The organism is Fibrella aquatica (genome assembly GCF_041321135.1).
GTDB lineage: Bacteria > Bacteroidota > Bacteroidia > Cytophagales > Spirosomataceae > Fibrella > Fibrella aquatica.
On the sequence record NZ_JBGGWF010000005.1, the window covers coordinates 131,733 to 144,786 of the forward strand.

At 49.8% G+C, this 13,054-nt stretch carries 16 protein-coding genes and 1 tRNA gene; 8 read left to right on the plus strand and 9 right to left on the minus strand.

Annotated features, from left to right (window positions below; genetic code table 11):
* Positions 1-49 precede the first annotated feature (49 nt).
* Positions 50-727, plus strand: a complete 678-nt coding sequence (locus tag ACAW87_RS14025; protein ID WP_370724038.1) for a pyridoxamine 5'-phosphate oxidase family protein — start codon at positions 50-52, stop codon at positions 725-727.
* Positions 728-771: 44 nt separating this feature from the next.
* On the plus strand, positions 772-1,401 hold the full coding sequence (locus ACAW87_RS14030) for an FMN-binding negative transcriptional regulator (RefSeq protein WP_370724039.1): 630 nt from the start codon (positions 772-774) through the stop codon (positions 1,399-1,401).
* A gap of 29 nt (positions 1,402-1,430) precedes the next feature.
* On the opposite strand, the gene ACAW87_RS14035 is transcribed toward ACAW87_RS14030, so the two are convergent.
* The 6 genes from ACAW87_RS14035 to ACAW87_RS14060 form a co-directional block, all read right to left on the minus strand.
* Positions 1,431-2,066, minus strand: coding sequence for a hypothetical protein (locus tag ACAW87_RS14035; RefSeq protein WP_370724040.1), 636 nt, complete (start codon positions 2,064-2,066; stop codon positions 1,431-1,433).
* A 2-nt stretch (positions 2,067-2,068) separates the two neighbouring features.
* Entirely contained in the window at positions 2,069-2,536 is a 468-nt protein-coding gene (locus ACAW87_RS14040) for a carboxypeptidase regulatory-like domain-containing protein (protein WP_370724041.1), read from the minus strand.
* A 64-nt stretch (positions 2,537-2,600) separates the two neighbouring features.
* Complete coding sequence (gene ftsY, locus ACAW87_RS14045; protein ID WP_370724042.1) at positions 2,601-3,569, minus strand: signal recognition particle-docking protein FtsY; 969 nt, start codon at positions 3,567-3,569, stop codon at positions 2,601-2,603.
* Positions 3,570-3,756: 187 nt separating this feature from the next.
* Positions 3,757-3,912: a DUF4295 domain-containing protein gene (locus ACAW87_RS14050; protein ID WP_207330446.1), complete on the minus strand. Its 156-nt coding sequence runs from the start codon at positions 3,910-3,912 to the stop codon at positions 3,757-3,759.
* Positions 3,913-3,979: 67 nt separating this feature from the next.
* The gene (gene rpmG, locus ACAW87_RS14055; RefSeq protein ID WP_085411320.1) at positions 3,980-4,162 is read right to left on the minus strand and encodes a 50S ribosomal protein L33; all 183 of its coding nucleotides are present in this window, start codon (positions 4,160-4,162) and stop codon (positions 3,980-3,982) included.
* A gap of 162 nt (positions 4,163-4,324) precedes the next feature.
* Positions 4,325-5,053, minus strand: coding sequence for a hypothetical protein (locus ACAW87_RS14060; RefSeq protein WP_370724043.1), 729 nt, complete (start codon positions 5,051-5,053; stop codon positions 4,325-4,327).
* Between the two features lie 221 nt (positions 5,054-5,274).
* Between ACAW87_RS14060 and ACAW87_RS14065 the strand changes: the two genes are divergently transcribed.
* Positions 5,275-6,222, plus strand: a complete 948-nt coding sequence (locus tag ACAW87_RS14065) for a polysaccharide deacetylase family protein (RefSeq protein ID WP_370724044.1) — start codon at positions 5,275-5,277, stop codon at positions 6,220-6,222.
* Positions 6,223-6,361: 139 nt separating this feature from the next.
* Positions 6,362-7,387 carry an LLM class flavin-dependent oxidoreductase gene (locus ACAW87_RS14070; RefSeq protein ID WP_370724045.1) on the plus strand — a complete coding sequence of 342 codons (1,026 nt, stop codon included), beginning with the start codon at positions 6,362-6,364 and terminating at the stop codon, positions 7,385-7,387.
* Between the two features lie 17 nt (positions 7,388-7,404).
* On the opposite strand, the gene ACAW87_RS14075 is transcribed toward ACAW87_RS14070, so the two are convergent.
* Together ACAW87_RS14075 and ACAW87_RS14080 are read right to left on the minus strand one after the other, a co-directional pair.
* Entirely contained in the window at positions 7,405-7,500 is a 96-nt protein-coding gene (locus ACAW87_RS14075; protein ID WP_370724046.1) for a group I intron-associated PD-(D/E)XK endonuclease, read from the minus strand.
* Positions 7,501-7,570: 70 nt separating this feature from the next.
* Positions 7,571-7,643: transfer RNA gene (locus tag ACAW87_RS14080), tRNA-Met, on the minus strand.
* 132 nt (positions 7,644-7,775) lie between these two features.
* Between ACAW87_RS14080 and ACAW87_RS14085 the strand changes: the two genes are divergently transcribed.
* The 4 genes from ACAW87_RS14085 to ACAW87_RS14100 all read left to right on the plus strand — a co-directional run bounded on the left by ACAW87_RS14085 (position 7,776) and on the right by ACAW87_RS14100 (position 11,852).
* The gene (locus ACAW87_RS14085; protein ID WP_370724047.1) at positions 7,776-8,903 is read left to right on the plus strand and encodes a GTPase Era; all 1,128 of its coding nucleotides are present in this window, start codon (positions 7,776-7,778) and stop codon (positions 8,901-8,903) included.
* Positions 8,904-9,023: 120 nt separating this feature from the next.
* Positions 9,024-10,331 carry a ribosome biogenesis GTPase Der gene (der, locus tag ACAW87_RS14090; RefSeq protein WP_370724048.1) on the plus strand — a complete coding sequence of 436 codons (1,308 nt, stop codon included), beginning with the start codon at positions 9,024-9,026 and terminating at the stop codon, positions 10,329-10,331.
* 111 nt (positions 10,332-10,442) lie between these two features.
* On the plus strand, positions 10,443-11,378 hold the full coding sequence (locus ACAW87_RS14095; protein WP_370724049.1) for a DMT family transporter: 936 nt from the start codon (positions 10,443-10,445) through the stop codon (positions 11,376-11,378).
* A gap of 183 nt (positions 11,379-11,561) precedes the next feature.
* A complete protein-coding gene (locus ACAW87_RS14100) occupies positions 11,562-11,852 on the plus strand; it encodes an ArsR/SmtB family transcription factor (protein ID WP_370724050.1) in 291 nt (96 codons plus the stop codon).
* Between the two features lie 41 nt (positions 11,853-11,893).
* On the opposite strand, the gene ruvB is transcribed toward ACAW87_RS14100, so the two are convergent.
* Positions 11,894-12,922, minus strand: a complete 1,029-nt coding sequence (gene ruvB / locus ACAW87_RS14105; RefSeq protein WP_370724051.1) for a Holliday junction branch migration DNA helicase RuvB — start codon at positions 12,920-12,922, stop codon at positions 11,894-11,896.
* Positions 12,923-13,054: the final 132 nt, after the last annotated feature.

Below are 13,054 nucleotides of genomic sequence, written 5' to 3' on the forward strand. Positions count from 1 at the left end.
TCAGAAAGTGGTCTAAAGAGATAGTCCGGTAAGGTACGACGTTTGTGCTATGAAAACGCCACGAACCACGCCCAGCCGCCTTGCGAAACGCGCACATTACGATGCCCAGACCATTCACCCGATCTTAGACGAAGCTCTGTTCTGCACTGTCAGCTATGTGATGGATGGGCAACCAATGGCCATTCCGACGGCGTTTGCCCGTAATGGAGATCGGATCTACATTCATGGATCGGTAGGGAGCCATTTCATCAGAAGCATCGAAAACAACCCCGCTCAAGCGGGGCAGGCTGTACCTGTCTGCATCACGGTCATGCTGGCCGATGGACTGGTGTTGGCAAAGTCGGCGTTTCATCATTCGGTCAATTACCGGTCGGTTGTCATTTTCGCTACGGCAGAAAAAGTAGTCGATGACGTCGAAAAAATGCACGCATTGGCACTCATCACTGATCACCTGATCCCCAACCGCTGGGCCGATCTGCGCCCAACAACAGCCAGTGAACTACAGAAGACAACCGTATTGGTGTTTTCACTAGCCGAAGCCTCTGCCAAACTCCGCACCGGTGGTCCCGGCGACGATCCCGAAGATGTTGATCTACTAACCTGGGCCGGTGTGATTCCGCTACAGACTATTCGCGCAACACCCATTCCTGCCGAACACAATACGGTGGAGTTGCCGGGTTACCTATGTAGCGCCGAAGCTCCAGCTTCGGTAGGGAAATTTGAGTGAATGGCACTACCGAAGCTGGAGCTTCGGCGCTACCTTATCACACTATGTACGTACCCAAACACTTCCAGGAGAACGACCGTGAGCAACTGCTCCAGTTCATCCGTGCGCACTCGTTCGCATTACTTGTGCTGACCAATGAAGCCGGTGTGCCCATTGCGACACATCTACCCATCGAACTCAACATCAACACTAATGACACGGCGCGGTTGATCGGTCATGTCTCGAAGGCCAATCCGCAGGCGAAACTGTTTGGTGCAGACAGTCAGGCGCTTGCCGTTTTCTCGGGGCCGCACGCCTACATCTCCTCATCGTGGTACGACCATGTGAATGTACCTACCTGGAACTATCTGTCGGTGCATGTGTATGGACGTACCCGTGTGCTGACCGATGACGAAACGTTCGATCTGCTTCGGAAGCAGGTGGATAAATACGAAGCCGCCTCGGCCTGTCCAGTTTCAATCGAGAGCATGACCGAGGCGTATGTTCGTCAGCAAATGAAGGGGCTGGTGGCCTTCGAAATGACCATCGAAACGATGCAGGGAGCCGCCAAACTGAGCCAGAATCGGGACGACGTAAATCACGCCGCCATTATCGATCAACTCCGTCAGCGCGACGATATTGAATCACATCACGTGGCCGATGAGATGGAAAGGCGGCGGGAGGGGGTGAAATGAAATTCAGGCTTGTTAGGAATGTAACTCATTCACGAAGCAAGCACGGTGTTGAAAGGAAACTTGTGTTCAACCCACGTCATCGGAACACCTTTGAAATATTCCTCGATGGCAAATCGTAATCCTTTTCCGTAATCGAAGAAGTACGTGACGTTGTCATCATAATCAATAAATCGATAAAAGTAGTAGGGAGATTTACTGCTCCGTTCAACTACGTGCGATTCAATCAACGCAACGGTGTCGGCAGTCAGTGAGGTCGACGTACCTGCGCGGAAAACAGTAATCGATTTTGTCGCGGGATCAAGTTCCAGGGCCGTGTCGTCAATGATTGCCCAGAACCGCTTCTCTAGCTGACTCACTTTGTACACAATGTAGAACAAGCCAGCACAGAATAGGAACGCTGAACCGATGAGTATGTAATGCCAAGGTTTGGCAGCGGTGTCTGAATTCGTAAATAACAACCAGCATATCCATATGACCATAAAACTAAGCAGGACAAGTATGGGCGTATTGGCCCATTTCAGGAAATCCCATTCGCCGTATTGGTAAACAACTACTCGTTTCAGTGGTGAATCTTCTCCGATGGATTCGCGGGTATAGCGCAGCATGATGTAGATCAGCCAGCCAACCAGGGAAAAGGGAACAGCGAATAGCAGGAACGTACCCATCGTCAGAAAGCGGCCTGATAGGTGATTTGAATCGTGTGCTGCGTGATCGAATATTGCCTGACCGTCACGGCGTTCAGGCGACCTTCCATATCGAACATACTGGCATATAGCCCTTTTGGCTCGCGGACGAGTACCGAGTACGTACCGGCGGGAATACCGTAGAGGCAAAATGTTCCATCTTTCCCCGACATGACCGTTTTAATCGGTTCAACGCCTTTTGTCGAGGTGATAAACCCGTCTTCCATGCCTTCGACACCGTCCATCGTCAGGGCGGGGTAGATCAGTACTTCGCGGCTAACGGGCGTGCCTTTTGATTGCACTTTTCCGGGGCCGGGCATCTGATTGCCGGTTTGCTCAACCACCATACCGCAAATACCCTGTTTTCTAGACACGGTTTTCTTTGCCTTTTTCTGGCAGAAAGCACTGGTTGTCAGGCAAAAGAAGGTGAGTATAATGAGCAGAGTACGCATGGTATTGAGGTGGTTTGTAGTTGGATGAACTTGATGTATAGACCAGCAAACCACCCCCAATCGTTTAACCAACCTTCTTGAAGAACGAATCGACAAACTCCATTTTATCGAAGGTCTGTAGATCATCGATTTTCTCGCCAACGCCGATATACTTCACCGGAATCTGGAACTGATCGGAAATACCGATGACTACACCGCCTTTTGCTGTGCCATCTAACTTCGTGATAGCCAAGGCAGTTACTTCTGTTACCCGGGTGAATTCAGTAGCCTGAATAAACGCGTTTTGCCCCGTCGATCCATCAAGAACAAGCAAGACTTCGTGGGGTGCATCGGGAATAAACTTCTGCATCACGCGCTTAATCTTCGAGAGTTCGTTCATTAGGTTCACCTTCGTATGCAGTCGCCCGGCGGTGTCGATGATGACCACATCGGCGCCCATTTCCTGCCCTTTTTTCACAGCGTCGTAGGCCACAGCCGATGGGTCAGTGTTCATACCGTGCGAAATAACGGGTACGCCTACGCGGTCGCCCCAGAGTTTGAGCTGGTCAACGGCGGCGGCCCGGAAGGTATCGCCCGCGCCGAGCACCACCACTTTACCGCGTTTGTGAAACTGCGAGGCCAGCTTGCCAATGGTAGTGGTTTTCCCTACGCCATTTACGCCCACGACCATAATGACGTACGGTTTTTTGCCGGCCGGCAGGTCGAAGTCATCGCTGCCCGAGGCGCTGACGCTTTTGTTATCAGAGAGGAGGGCAGCAATCTCTTCGCGCAAAATAGAGTCCAGTTCACTGGTACCCATATACTTGTCGCGGGCTACCCGGGCTTCGATCCGGTTAATGATTTTGACAGTTGTTTCAACGCCTACGTCAGAGGAGATCAGCACGCTCTCCAGTTCGTCGAGCACCTCTTCGTCGACGGTTGCTTTACCGACAACGGCCCGACCTAGTTTAGAGAAGAAGCTGTCTTTGCTTTTCTCCAAGCCTTTGTCGAGCGATTCTTTTTTCTCTTTTCCGAATAAACCGAAGAAAGCCATAGGTATATGTAGTCTTGAAAGTCGGTAGTGGGTAGTCGTAAGTCGATAGTCGCGCTGCCTGAGAACGGTTTCCCCTACTGGCAGCGCGACTATCGACTTACGACTATTGACTATTTCCCTCTACAAATCTAAAACAAAAAAAGTCCCTCATCGGGACTTCCTTGTACGCGGTTGGTGATGACAGCAATTAAGCTTTCAGTGCGTTCTGCACGTCGTCGATCAGTACCATTTCTTCTTTGAAGGTGTAAGCCCCCGTTTTGGGTGACTTCACGGCGCGGATCACTTTCGCGTATGCTTTGCCGTTATCCTTCGTTTTCAGGGTTGCAACTACCTTCTTTGCCATTGTTCTGAGCTTGTTTTGACGTGTGCCTCAATAGCTGTTACGCATCGGGTTCCGCCGGGATGATTAGTTACTTAATCTCTTTATGAAGCGTTACGCGCTTCAAATTCGGATTGTATTTCTTACGCTCGATACGAGCTGGCGTGTTCTTACGGTTCTTAGTCGTAATATACCGCGATGTGCCGGGAACGTTCGTTTCCTTCTGTTCTGTGCACTCTAAAATTACCTGAACTCTATTACCTTTCTTAGCCATGGCTATTTGATTTTTCTCAACGGGACCGCAAAGATAGGAAATGGATTTATTATCCGCAATGGTCTTTTTACTATGGCTGTCAGTTTCTTACGCGTACCCATTGGGTAATGAGTCTTCAAAAGCGTCAATTCTGGCATTTACATGATTTGTCGGTCTGAATGACTATTGTTGAGGCAGTTTCGATACATACAGAATGCCGTTTTGATCGCCACAGAAAGCGAAAGCATTTCCTTTACCGCAAAGCGGTGCCGAGGCCGATATATACAAACGCGACTGCCGGTCGAAATAAAGACTCTTCAGTTGATGATCCTGTGGTAAGGTCAATCGTTTTCCTGATGATGTTTTGATGCCAACTGTTTCCACATAGTCTCCGCTACCGATATTCGTCGTAATGACTTCATCAATAGTATATTCGGTACCCGAAGACGCCTTGATCCGGTTTAATGGAATCATTGACTGGCTGGCGGAAGTGTTGGCCGTATAGGGCAACCACGTAGCACCCAGGTCAATACTATAGTGAGACGGTAGCGTTGCCTGATATAGCTGGTCAGGAACATCACCCGTTTGTGAACGTGTATTCAGGGCCAGCAGCGTGTCTTTGTGGGCCACAAACCCAAATAACCCAATTGGCGTTTGGTAGTTTCCCGTCAACCACGTTTTACCCTTGTCTTTTGTTTGATAAACGCGAGTTCCGGTAGTGATTACCAGTGTGCCGTCTATATCGCCATACACACCCTCGATCGCTCTGGCCTCTGGTGCTTTCAGAATATACCAGTCCGGGTTTTCAGTTTCTGATAAGCCATCAATGGCCGGTTCCTGACGGCAACTCGTCAGTAGCAAAGCCAGCACAGCACTGGTTATAAAGAATGATTTTATGCCGTTGATAGTCATCTGTTTATGTTGAGTTGGTTTGACAGCGTTAATGTAACCTGTTATATGAAAACGATAGTCAACAGCGATATTATGAAATTGTAAAAGCTAACCAGTGGCCTTATGAACAGATTGAGGCTTTCTCTCTCAAGTCATTCATCACACTAGTTCAGGTGATAAGAGGAAGATAATCTTTTCTTGTCGAACCTGTAGTATATTGGTTTCAAACCCGATTTGCCTGCATGAAATACACGCGTCAACTACAATTGATCTGCCTGATTGGACTGGCCTTTTCCAGACCTGCGCTAGCCCAGAAACAGATCTGTATCACTATCGACGACTTGCCCACTATTTCCCGGGTTTCCCGAACACCGGCCGCACAGAAAGCCTTAACCACGCGGTTGCTTGGTCACCTGACACAGTACAACGTACCTGCGATTGGGTTCGTGGTGGGCGAAAAGCTGATGAGTGGGTCGAAACTCGATAAAAATCAGGTCAATCTGCTAACCCTATGGCTTGATGCGGGTCTGGAACTGGGTAACCACACCTTCGCCCATGGCGAGTACAACACCATGTCGGCCGCGGCTTATCAGCAGGATATCAAAGGCGTAGATACGCTCCTGCGAACTTTCCTGATGCCATACAAGCAACAGCCCCGCTACTTCCGGCACCCGTATCTGCATCGGGGAAATACCGTCAGCAAACGTGATTCGCTGGTGCAGTATCTGGCTGATAATCAGTATCAGGAAGCGCCCGTCTCTATCGATAACGCCGACTATCTGTTCTCGGCTGCTTACGATCAGGCTCTGCTCCGCCAAGATTCTGCGCTGGCAACGTCTGTGGGTAACCAATACGTAGCCTATATGATGGGCTGTGTGCATTATTACGAAGCGCAGGCCGACTCGTTGTTCAAGCGTCCGATCGCCCACATCCTATTGACGCACGCCAATACCATCAACTCGGTGTACATGGGCGATTTACTGGCTGCGCTGACCGCCGACGGGTATCAGTTTATCTCGCTCGATCAGGCCGTGCAGGATGTTGCCTACCGGTCAAGCGACGAGTATATCAGGAACGGCGGGATTTCCTGGATACACCGCTGGGCGTTGACGCAGGGGAAAAAAGGGGCATTTTTTAAGGGCGAGCCAGAAGTGCCTGCCGCTGTCACCGCCCTGGCCGAAAGCAGATGAACTGGCTGTTAGCAAGGTATTTAGCCTATCAATGAAGCAAGTTGGTAGCCAGTCGGGGTAATTATTTCGTAGTCGGGTTTGTTGTGTCTGAAAGTAGTCTGGTCAGTAACCGGACTGACAACCAGTTTTTGACAACGAAATGAACAACATTCCTTTTTCCATACTCGACCTCGTTCCTGTTAGTGCGGGAAGCACGGTCACGCAGGCGCTACACAATGCGCTCGATCTGGCACAACACGCTGAACAGTGGGGCTACAACCGATATTGGCTGTCTGAACATCATAACATGACCGGCGTTGCCAGTGCGGCCACATCGGTCGTTATTGGGTACGTTGCCGGGGGTACAAAAACAATCCGAGTTGGCTCGGGCGGAATCATGCTGCCAAACCACTCGCCGCTGGTTATTGCCGAGCAGTTTGGTACACTGGCCTCGCTTTACCCGAATCGCATCGATCTCGGTGTGGGTAGAGCGCCGGGTTCCGATCAGGTAACGGCCCGTGCCCTGCGTCGCAATCTGAATGGCCCCGATACGTTTCCGCAGGATGTGGTTGAATTGCGTCACTATTTTCAGTCGGTCGATCCCGGTCAGGCTATTCAGGCGGTGCCGGGTGCCAACCTGAACGTACCTGTCTGGATATTGGGCTCCAGTCTGTTTGGTGCTCAACTGGCCGCGCTGCTGGGCTTGCCCTTCGCGTTCGCCTCGCACTTTGCACCCGACGCCCTTATGCAGGCACTCGACGTGTACCGCACCCAGTTCACCCCGTCGGAAACGCTTGATAAACCGTATGTGATGCTGGGCGTAAACGTGGTTGCTGCCGATACCGACGAGGAAGCCCGTCGACTGTTCACGTCCGTTCAACAGCAATTTATCAACCTCCGCCGGGGCACGCCGGGCCAGTTACCACCCCCCGTCGACCGCCCCGACTTGCTAACCTACGCGGCTGATCAGGCAGGAGCCAGCCACGCGTTGCGCTACGCCATGGTAGGATCGCCCAACACGGTACAGAGTGGCCTGTCTCGTTTCATCGAACAAACCCAGGCCGACGAGTTAATGGTCACCGCCCAAATCTTCGACCACACTGCCCGCCTCCGTTCATTCGAGATTGCGGCGCAGGTACGTGGTGAGTTAGTTGGGCAATTGACAGAGGAAGCAATGGCGTTCTAGTCAGATCTATAGGTGAGTCAGCCAATTGACGGCCGACTCACTCCCCATCCCTGCTGAAGTGCCTTCAAAATCACGGCTTGCTCAGCTATATCACCTTTCTGTTTTGTGATCACTTGTAGTTCAGTAGATTAGGAACTACAAGAAACAAAAAAAGCCTCTGATTTCTCAGAGGCTTTCACTTTGTAGCGGGAGCTGGACTCGAACCAGCGACCTTTGGGTTATGAGCCCAACGAGCTACCAACTGCTCCATCCCGCGGTGTTGGGAGTGCAAATGTAAGACACATTTCAAGAAATTCAACTATCTTTGTAAAAATATTTTTCTGGTCGCCTTCTGTTGGGAAACAAAAGGAACGGCCTTCACCTCAAAGCCATTGGTTACAGAACCAATATGGGATCACCTGACATACAACCACCCGGAGATCAACTCCCGGTGCTACCCGCACCCGCTGCGGACGATAAAGCCGTAGAAGGCTTCAAATCGGGGTTCGTGAGCATTGTTGGTAAGCCGAACGTCGGCAAATCGACCCTCATGAACCAATTGATTGGCGAACGCCTCTCAATCATCACCTCTAAAGCCCAGACCACCCGCCACCGGATCATGGGCATCCTGAACGGCAATCATAACGGGCAGCCCTTCCAACTCGTTTACTCCGACACACCGGGAATCATTCAGCCCAAATACAAGCTGCATGAATCCATGATGAGTTTCGTGCGCGGGTCACTCGAAGATGCCGACGTTATTTTGTTCGTGACCGACATTTTTGAGCGGCACGACGAAGACGATGTGATCAAACGGCTGAAATACGCCAACGTACCCATCATTCTGCTCATCAACAAGATCGATCAGGCCACGCCCGAAGAGGTAGAAGCTAAGATCAAGTATTGGGAAGAACATTTTGAGATTGGTGGTTATGCCGTTGTCGATGAAGCCGCTGCCGTTGCTGACCCCGACATTGCCGAACTGGCCGAAGAACACGAACTTGACGAAGAACCGGGCGACGACGTACCTGAGAACGCCGACCCCGCCGAAACAGGGCACGTTTCCGGCGCTTCCCGCAAAGCCACCGAAATCATCCCGATTTCGGCCCTGAACGGCTTTAACCTGGATCGGCTGTTCGATGATATTGTTCGCTACCTGCCTACCCACCCCGCTTATTTCCCCGACGATGAACTGACCGATAAGTCGGAGCGGTTCTTTGCTTCAGAGATTATTCGGGAGAAAATCTTTCTGAATTATAAGAAAGAGGTTCCCTACAGTTCGGAGGTGATTGTCACGGGGTTTAAAGACCGTGAAGACATGATCGTGATTTCGGCCGAAATTCTGGTAGAACGTCCCACACAACGGGCTATTCTGCTGGGCGAGAAAGGCAACATGATCAAGAAAACGGGCATAATGGCCCGCGAAGAACTGGAACGCTTCTTCGGTAAAAAAGTCTTTTTAGAAACACACGTCAAAGTAGAACCCGATTGGCGCCAGAAAGAGCGTATGCTCCGCCGGTTGGGTTATGATGAATAAAAGGCAATTAAGAGTTAAGAATTAAGAGCGGTCCGCCGCTGCGGTTGCTCTGCTTTGGGGCGAAACGTACCTGTGCAGCGCAAAACTCTTAATTCTTAATTCTTAATTGCTACAGAGCAAATGGCAAATATTGTAGCAATTGTAGGCCGCCCGAATGTGGGTAAATCAACGCTGTTTAATCGACTGATTGAGCAACGCGTGGCCATTATGGATAACCAGTCGGGCGTAACGCGCGACCGGCACTATGGACGGGCCGAGTGGACCGACCATTTCTTTACCGTGATCGATACGGGTGGGTACGTGGTAGGGTCGGAAGATGTGTTCGAGGAGGCAATCCGCGAGCAGGTTCAGATTGCCCTCGACGAGGCCACGGTTGTGCTGTTTGTCGTAGATACGATGAGCGGATTAAGCCCCCTGGACGATGATTTCGCTGATGTGTTACGCCGCTCGAAAAAGCCGGTGTATCTGGTTGCCAACAAAGCTGAAACGACCGAACGCCGACAGGCTGCTTCCGAGTTTTATTCGCTAGGGATGGGCGATCCATACCCGGTTTCGGCGCAGACCGGTACGGGAACGGGTGAGTTGCTCGACGAAGTGGTAAAGCATTTTCCGCAAGGTGAAGAAGATGATCCTGATGCCGGTATTCCGCGCATTGCTATCATTGGACGGCCAAACGTAGGTAAATCGTCGTTTGTGAACACGCTGCTGGGTAAAGAGCGTAACATTGTTACCGACATTGCCGGTACCACCCGAGATGCCACCAACACGCGGTACAAAGCCTTCGGAAAAGATTTTATTCTGACCGATACGGCTGGTTTACGGCGGAAAGCGCGCGTGAGCGACAACATCGAATTCTATTCAACGCTGCGCACCATTAAAGCAATGGAAGCGTCGGACGTTTGTATTGTGATGCTCGATGCCACACGGGGCCTTGAAAGTCAGGATATGACGATTATTGGTCAGGCCATCAAAGCGAAAAAGGGCGTAGTCATTATGGTCAATAAATGGGATGCCATTGAAAAAGATCATAAAACGGCCGATGTCTGGAAAAAGGAGATCAACGAGCGCATGGCTCCCATCGATTACCTGCCCATTATTTTCACGTCGGTGCATGAGAAGCAGCGTATTTTCCAGGTGATGGAAAAAGCCATGCAGGTATATGAGAACAAGAGTAAACGAATTGCTACCTCGAAAATAAACGAGTTGATGCAGCCTGAAGTGGAGGCTTTTCCACCGCCAGCGCTAAAAGGCAAGTACGTTCGTATCAAATACATGTTGCAGGTACCAACGCCGTCGCCCACGTTTATTTTCTTCTGTAACCTGCCGCAATACATTAAAGAATCGTATGAGCGGTTTCTGGAGAATAAACTGCGCGAACACTTCGATTTTGAAGGCGTTCCGCTGACGCTGTTCTTCCGGCAGAAGTAACACCAGATAGGCGACAGAGTACAATTAGTTTAAAACAGTGCATTTTGAACGATGAGGCGTAGCTGACACTTACTAAATAGTGGACGCAACGCTTCATCGTTCATTTTTTTTATGACAATTGAAGAACCGGCTACCACGGCTTCGCCACGAATGCGCTACTGGGTTGGCGCATTATGTGTTTTTTTGGCGGCATTTTGCTTTGCCCTCAAAGGCGTGCTCATCAAGCTGGCGTATCGCTACGAGGTCGACGCTTTATCGCTGTTGACGCTACGGATGCTCTTTGCCCTGCCCTTTTACGCGGGCACATTGTTGTGGATTTTGCGCCGGGTGCCGCCCGTAAAAATGGCCCCAACATATTGGGGAATCGTCGCTTTGTTAGGTGTAACGGGGTATTATATAGCTAGTTATCTTAATTTTCTAGGACTGCTTTATGTAGATGCAAGTCTGGAACGGATTCTGCTTTTCACGTATCCCACCTTTGTGTTGCTAATCAATGTGTTTCTACTGAAACGTCGCGTGATGATGTTACAGTGGCTGGCTCTGCTGTTGACCTACGCTGGTATACTGATTGCCTTTTTCCCTCATTTGAATGAGGCAAAACCACAAGTGAATTTATGGCTGGGTACGTTCTTTATTATACTGAGCGGTCTGGTATACGCTGTTTATCTGGTTGGTAGCGATTCTATGATTGCTCGACTGGGCGCTCAGCGCTATACGTGTTATGCCATGCTGGCTGCAACAATACCTACTGTATTTCATAAACTAGTTCAGGATGGTTTCCAGTTGAGTAATTTTCCTGTTCCTGTTTACCTCATAGGTCTGGCAATGGCCCTGATAAACACCGTAATTCCTACATTTTTGATGGCAGAAGGAATAAAGCGGGTTGGGTCTGGCAATACATCGATTATTGGTAGCGTTGGTCCTGTATTTACGATTGTATTGGCATCTAGTGTTCTTGGCGAACAAATTTCGGGTTGGCAGCTGGTCGGTACCGTGTTTGTCTTGGCCGGTGTTTTTCTGATTGGCTGGAAGGGGAAAAATAGCTAAGTATAAAATGATACTTCAATTATATTCAGTTCATTTGGTATGTTTATTAGTATCATAGTGTCATTTGTCCCCTTAAATAAGATGTACACATATTTTTCGTGTATACCTTTAGGTGAGTAGTAGCCGAGTTTGTACTTTCATCCTATCATTTATAATCCCCGCCCGTAAACCACCGAAGGAATCATGGAAGAAGAAAAAAAAATCGAGAAAGCCGCTTATGTACTTAAGGCAGTAGCCCATCCGCTGAGAATCAAGATTATACTGATGCTTCACGAAAATAAAGAACTGAATGTATCAGCTATTTATAAAAATCTGAACGCTGAACAATCGTTGATTTCGCATCACTTGATCAACATGCGCGATAAGGGGATTCTGGAGATCAGGCGGAGTGGTAAAAATATCTACTACTTCCTGGTTGATAATTCAGTAGCCACCGTCATCGAATGTATTTATCAGAGTAAAATGTTAGCCTAACTAAAAAAGCCCGCTACCTAGCGGGCTTTTTTAGTTAGGCTTTATCCAAAGAGTTCACCATTGCGGGTTTGTGGTACTACGCCAAGATGGAAATAAGCCTTTTCTGTAGCTTCTCTGCCCCTCGACGTTCGCTTCAAAAAGCCTTCCTGAATTAGAAAAGGCTCATAGACCTCTTCAATCGTTTCAGACTCTTCACCGCAGGCCGTTGCAATGGTTGACAGGCCAACGGGACCCCCTTTAAACTTCTCGATGATTGTCGACAGAATCCGGTTGTCCATTTCATCGAGGCCGTGCTGATCCACTTCAAGAGCATTCAGCGCAATTTCGGCAATGTCTACGTTGATGACGCCATTGCCACGTACCTGTGCAAAATCGCGGGTTCGACGAAGCAGGTTATTGGCAATACGCGGCGTACCCCGGCTACGACGGGCAATCTCGTAGGCTCCTTTCTCATCAATGGGCGTGCTCAGAATAGCCGACGACCGCTGTACAATGTTGGTCAGTAGCTTAGCATCGTAGTACTCAAGGCGGCTACTAATGCCAAAACGAGCGCGAAGTGGTGCCGTCAGCATACCGGCGCGGGTAGTAGCTCCGATCAGCGTGAACGGATTCAGTTTGATTTGTACCGATCGGGCATTCGGACCCGAATCGAGCATGATATCAATCTTGTAATCTTCCATGGCCGAATACAGGTACTCTTCCACAATGGGGTTGAGCCGGTGTATCTCGTCGATGAACAGAACATCATTTTGCTGCAGGTTAGTCAGCAAACCAGCCAGGTCGCTGGGTTTGTCGAGAACCGGGCCGGACGTCATCTTGATGTTTGCTCCCAACTCGTTGGCGATGATGTGGGAGAGGGTCGTTTTGCCCAGACCCGGAGGCCCGTGCAGTAACACATGGTCGAGGGCATCGCCCCGCATCATGGCGGCTTTCACAAATACTTCGAGGTTTTCCAGGATTTTGGCCTGACCTGTAAAATCCTCGAATGATAACGGACGTAGCGCGCGTTCGATTTCCTTTTCGGTAGCCGACATTGCTTCGCTCGATCCGCTTATAATATCCTTACGCATAGTTCATTAGCCTGTTGTTATAGGCTTTGCTGATTCTATCAAATATACTAAAAACAGCCGAAAAGATCAAGTGGTAATAGTACGCGGATCGCGCGGATTTAGAAGGGATTCGCGCGAATTTTTTGGGTACGC

Bases quoted from the DNA above. Each gene is read 5' to 3' on its own strand.
- ACAW87_RS14065 (WP_370724044.1), top strand. From the start codon at position 5,275: ATGAAATACACGCGTCAACTACAATTGATCTGCCTGATTGGACTGGCC.
- ACAW87_RS14030 (WP_370724039.1), top strand. From the start codon at position 772: ATGTACGTACCCAAACACTTCCAGGAGAACGACCGTGAGCAACTGCTC.
- rpmG (WP_085411320.1), bottom strand. From the start codon at position 4,162: ATGGCTAAGAAAGGTAATAGAGTTCAGGTAATTTTAGAGTGCACAGAA.
- ACAW87_RS14085 (WP_370724047.1), top strand. From the start codon at position 7,776: ATGGGATCACCTGACATACAACCACCCGGAGATCAACTCCCGGTGCTA.
- ACAW87_RS14050 (WP_207330446.1), bottom strand. From the start codon at position 3,912: ATGGCAAAGAAGGTAGTTGCAACCCTGAAAACGAAGGATAACGGCAAA.
- der (WP_370724048.1), top strand. From the start codon at position 9,024: ATGGCAAATATTGTAGCAATTGTAGGCCGCCCGAATGTGGGTAAATCA.
- ruvB (WP_370724051.1), bottom strand. From the start codon at position 12,922: ATGCGTAAGGATATTATAAGCGGATCGAGCGAAGCAATGTCGGCTACC.
- ACAW87_RS14035 (WP_370724040.1), bottom strand. From the start codon at position 2,066: ATGGGTACGTTCCTGCTATTCGCTGTTCCCTTTTCCCTGGTTGGCTGG.
- ACAW87_RS14060 (WP_370724043.1), bottom strand. From the start codon at position 5,053: ATGACTATCAACGGCATAAAATCATTCTTTATAACCAGTGCTGTGCTG.
- ftsY (WP_370724042.1), bottom strand. From the start codon at position 3,569: ATGGCTTTCTTCGGTTTATTCGGAAAAGAGAAAAAAGAATCGCTCGAC.
- ACAW87_RS14040 (WP_370724041.1), bottom strand. From the start codon at position 2,536: ATGCGTACTCTGCTCATTATACTCACCTTCTTTTGCCTGACAACCAGT.
- ACAW87_RS14070 (WP_370724045.1), top strand. From the start codon at position 6,362: ATGAACAACATTCCTTTTTCCATACTCGACCTCGTTCCTGTTAGTGCG.
- ACAW87_RS14095 (WP_370724049.1), top strand. From the start codon at position 10,443: ATGACAATTGAAGAACCGGCTACCACGGCTTCGCCACGAATGCGCTAC.
- ACAW87_RS14100 (WP_370724050.1), top strand. From the start codon at position 11,562: ATGGAAGAAGAAAAAAAAATCGAGAAAGCCGCTTATGTACTTAAGGCA.
- ACAW87_RS14025 (WP_370724038.1), top strand. From the start codon at position 50: ATGAAAACGCCACGAACCACGCCCAGCCGCCTTGCGAAACGCGCACAT.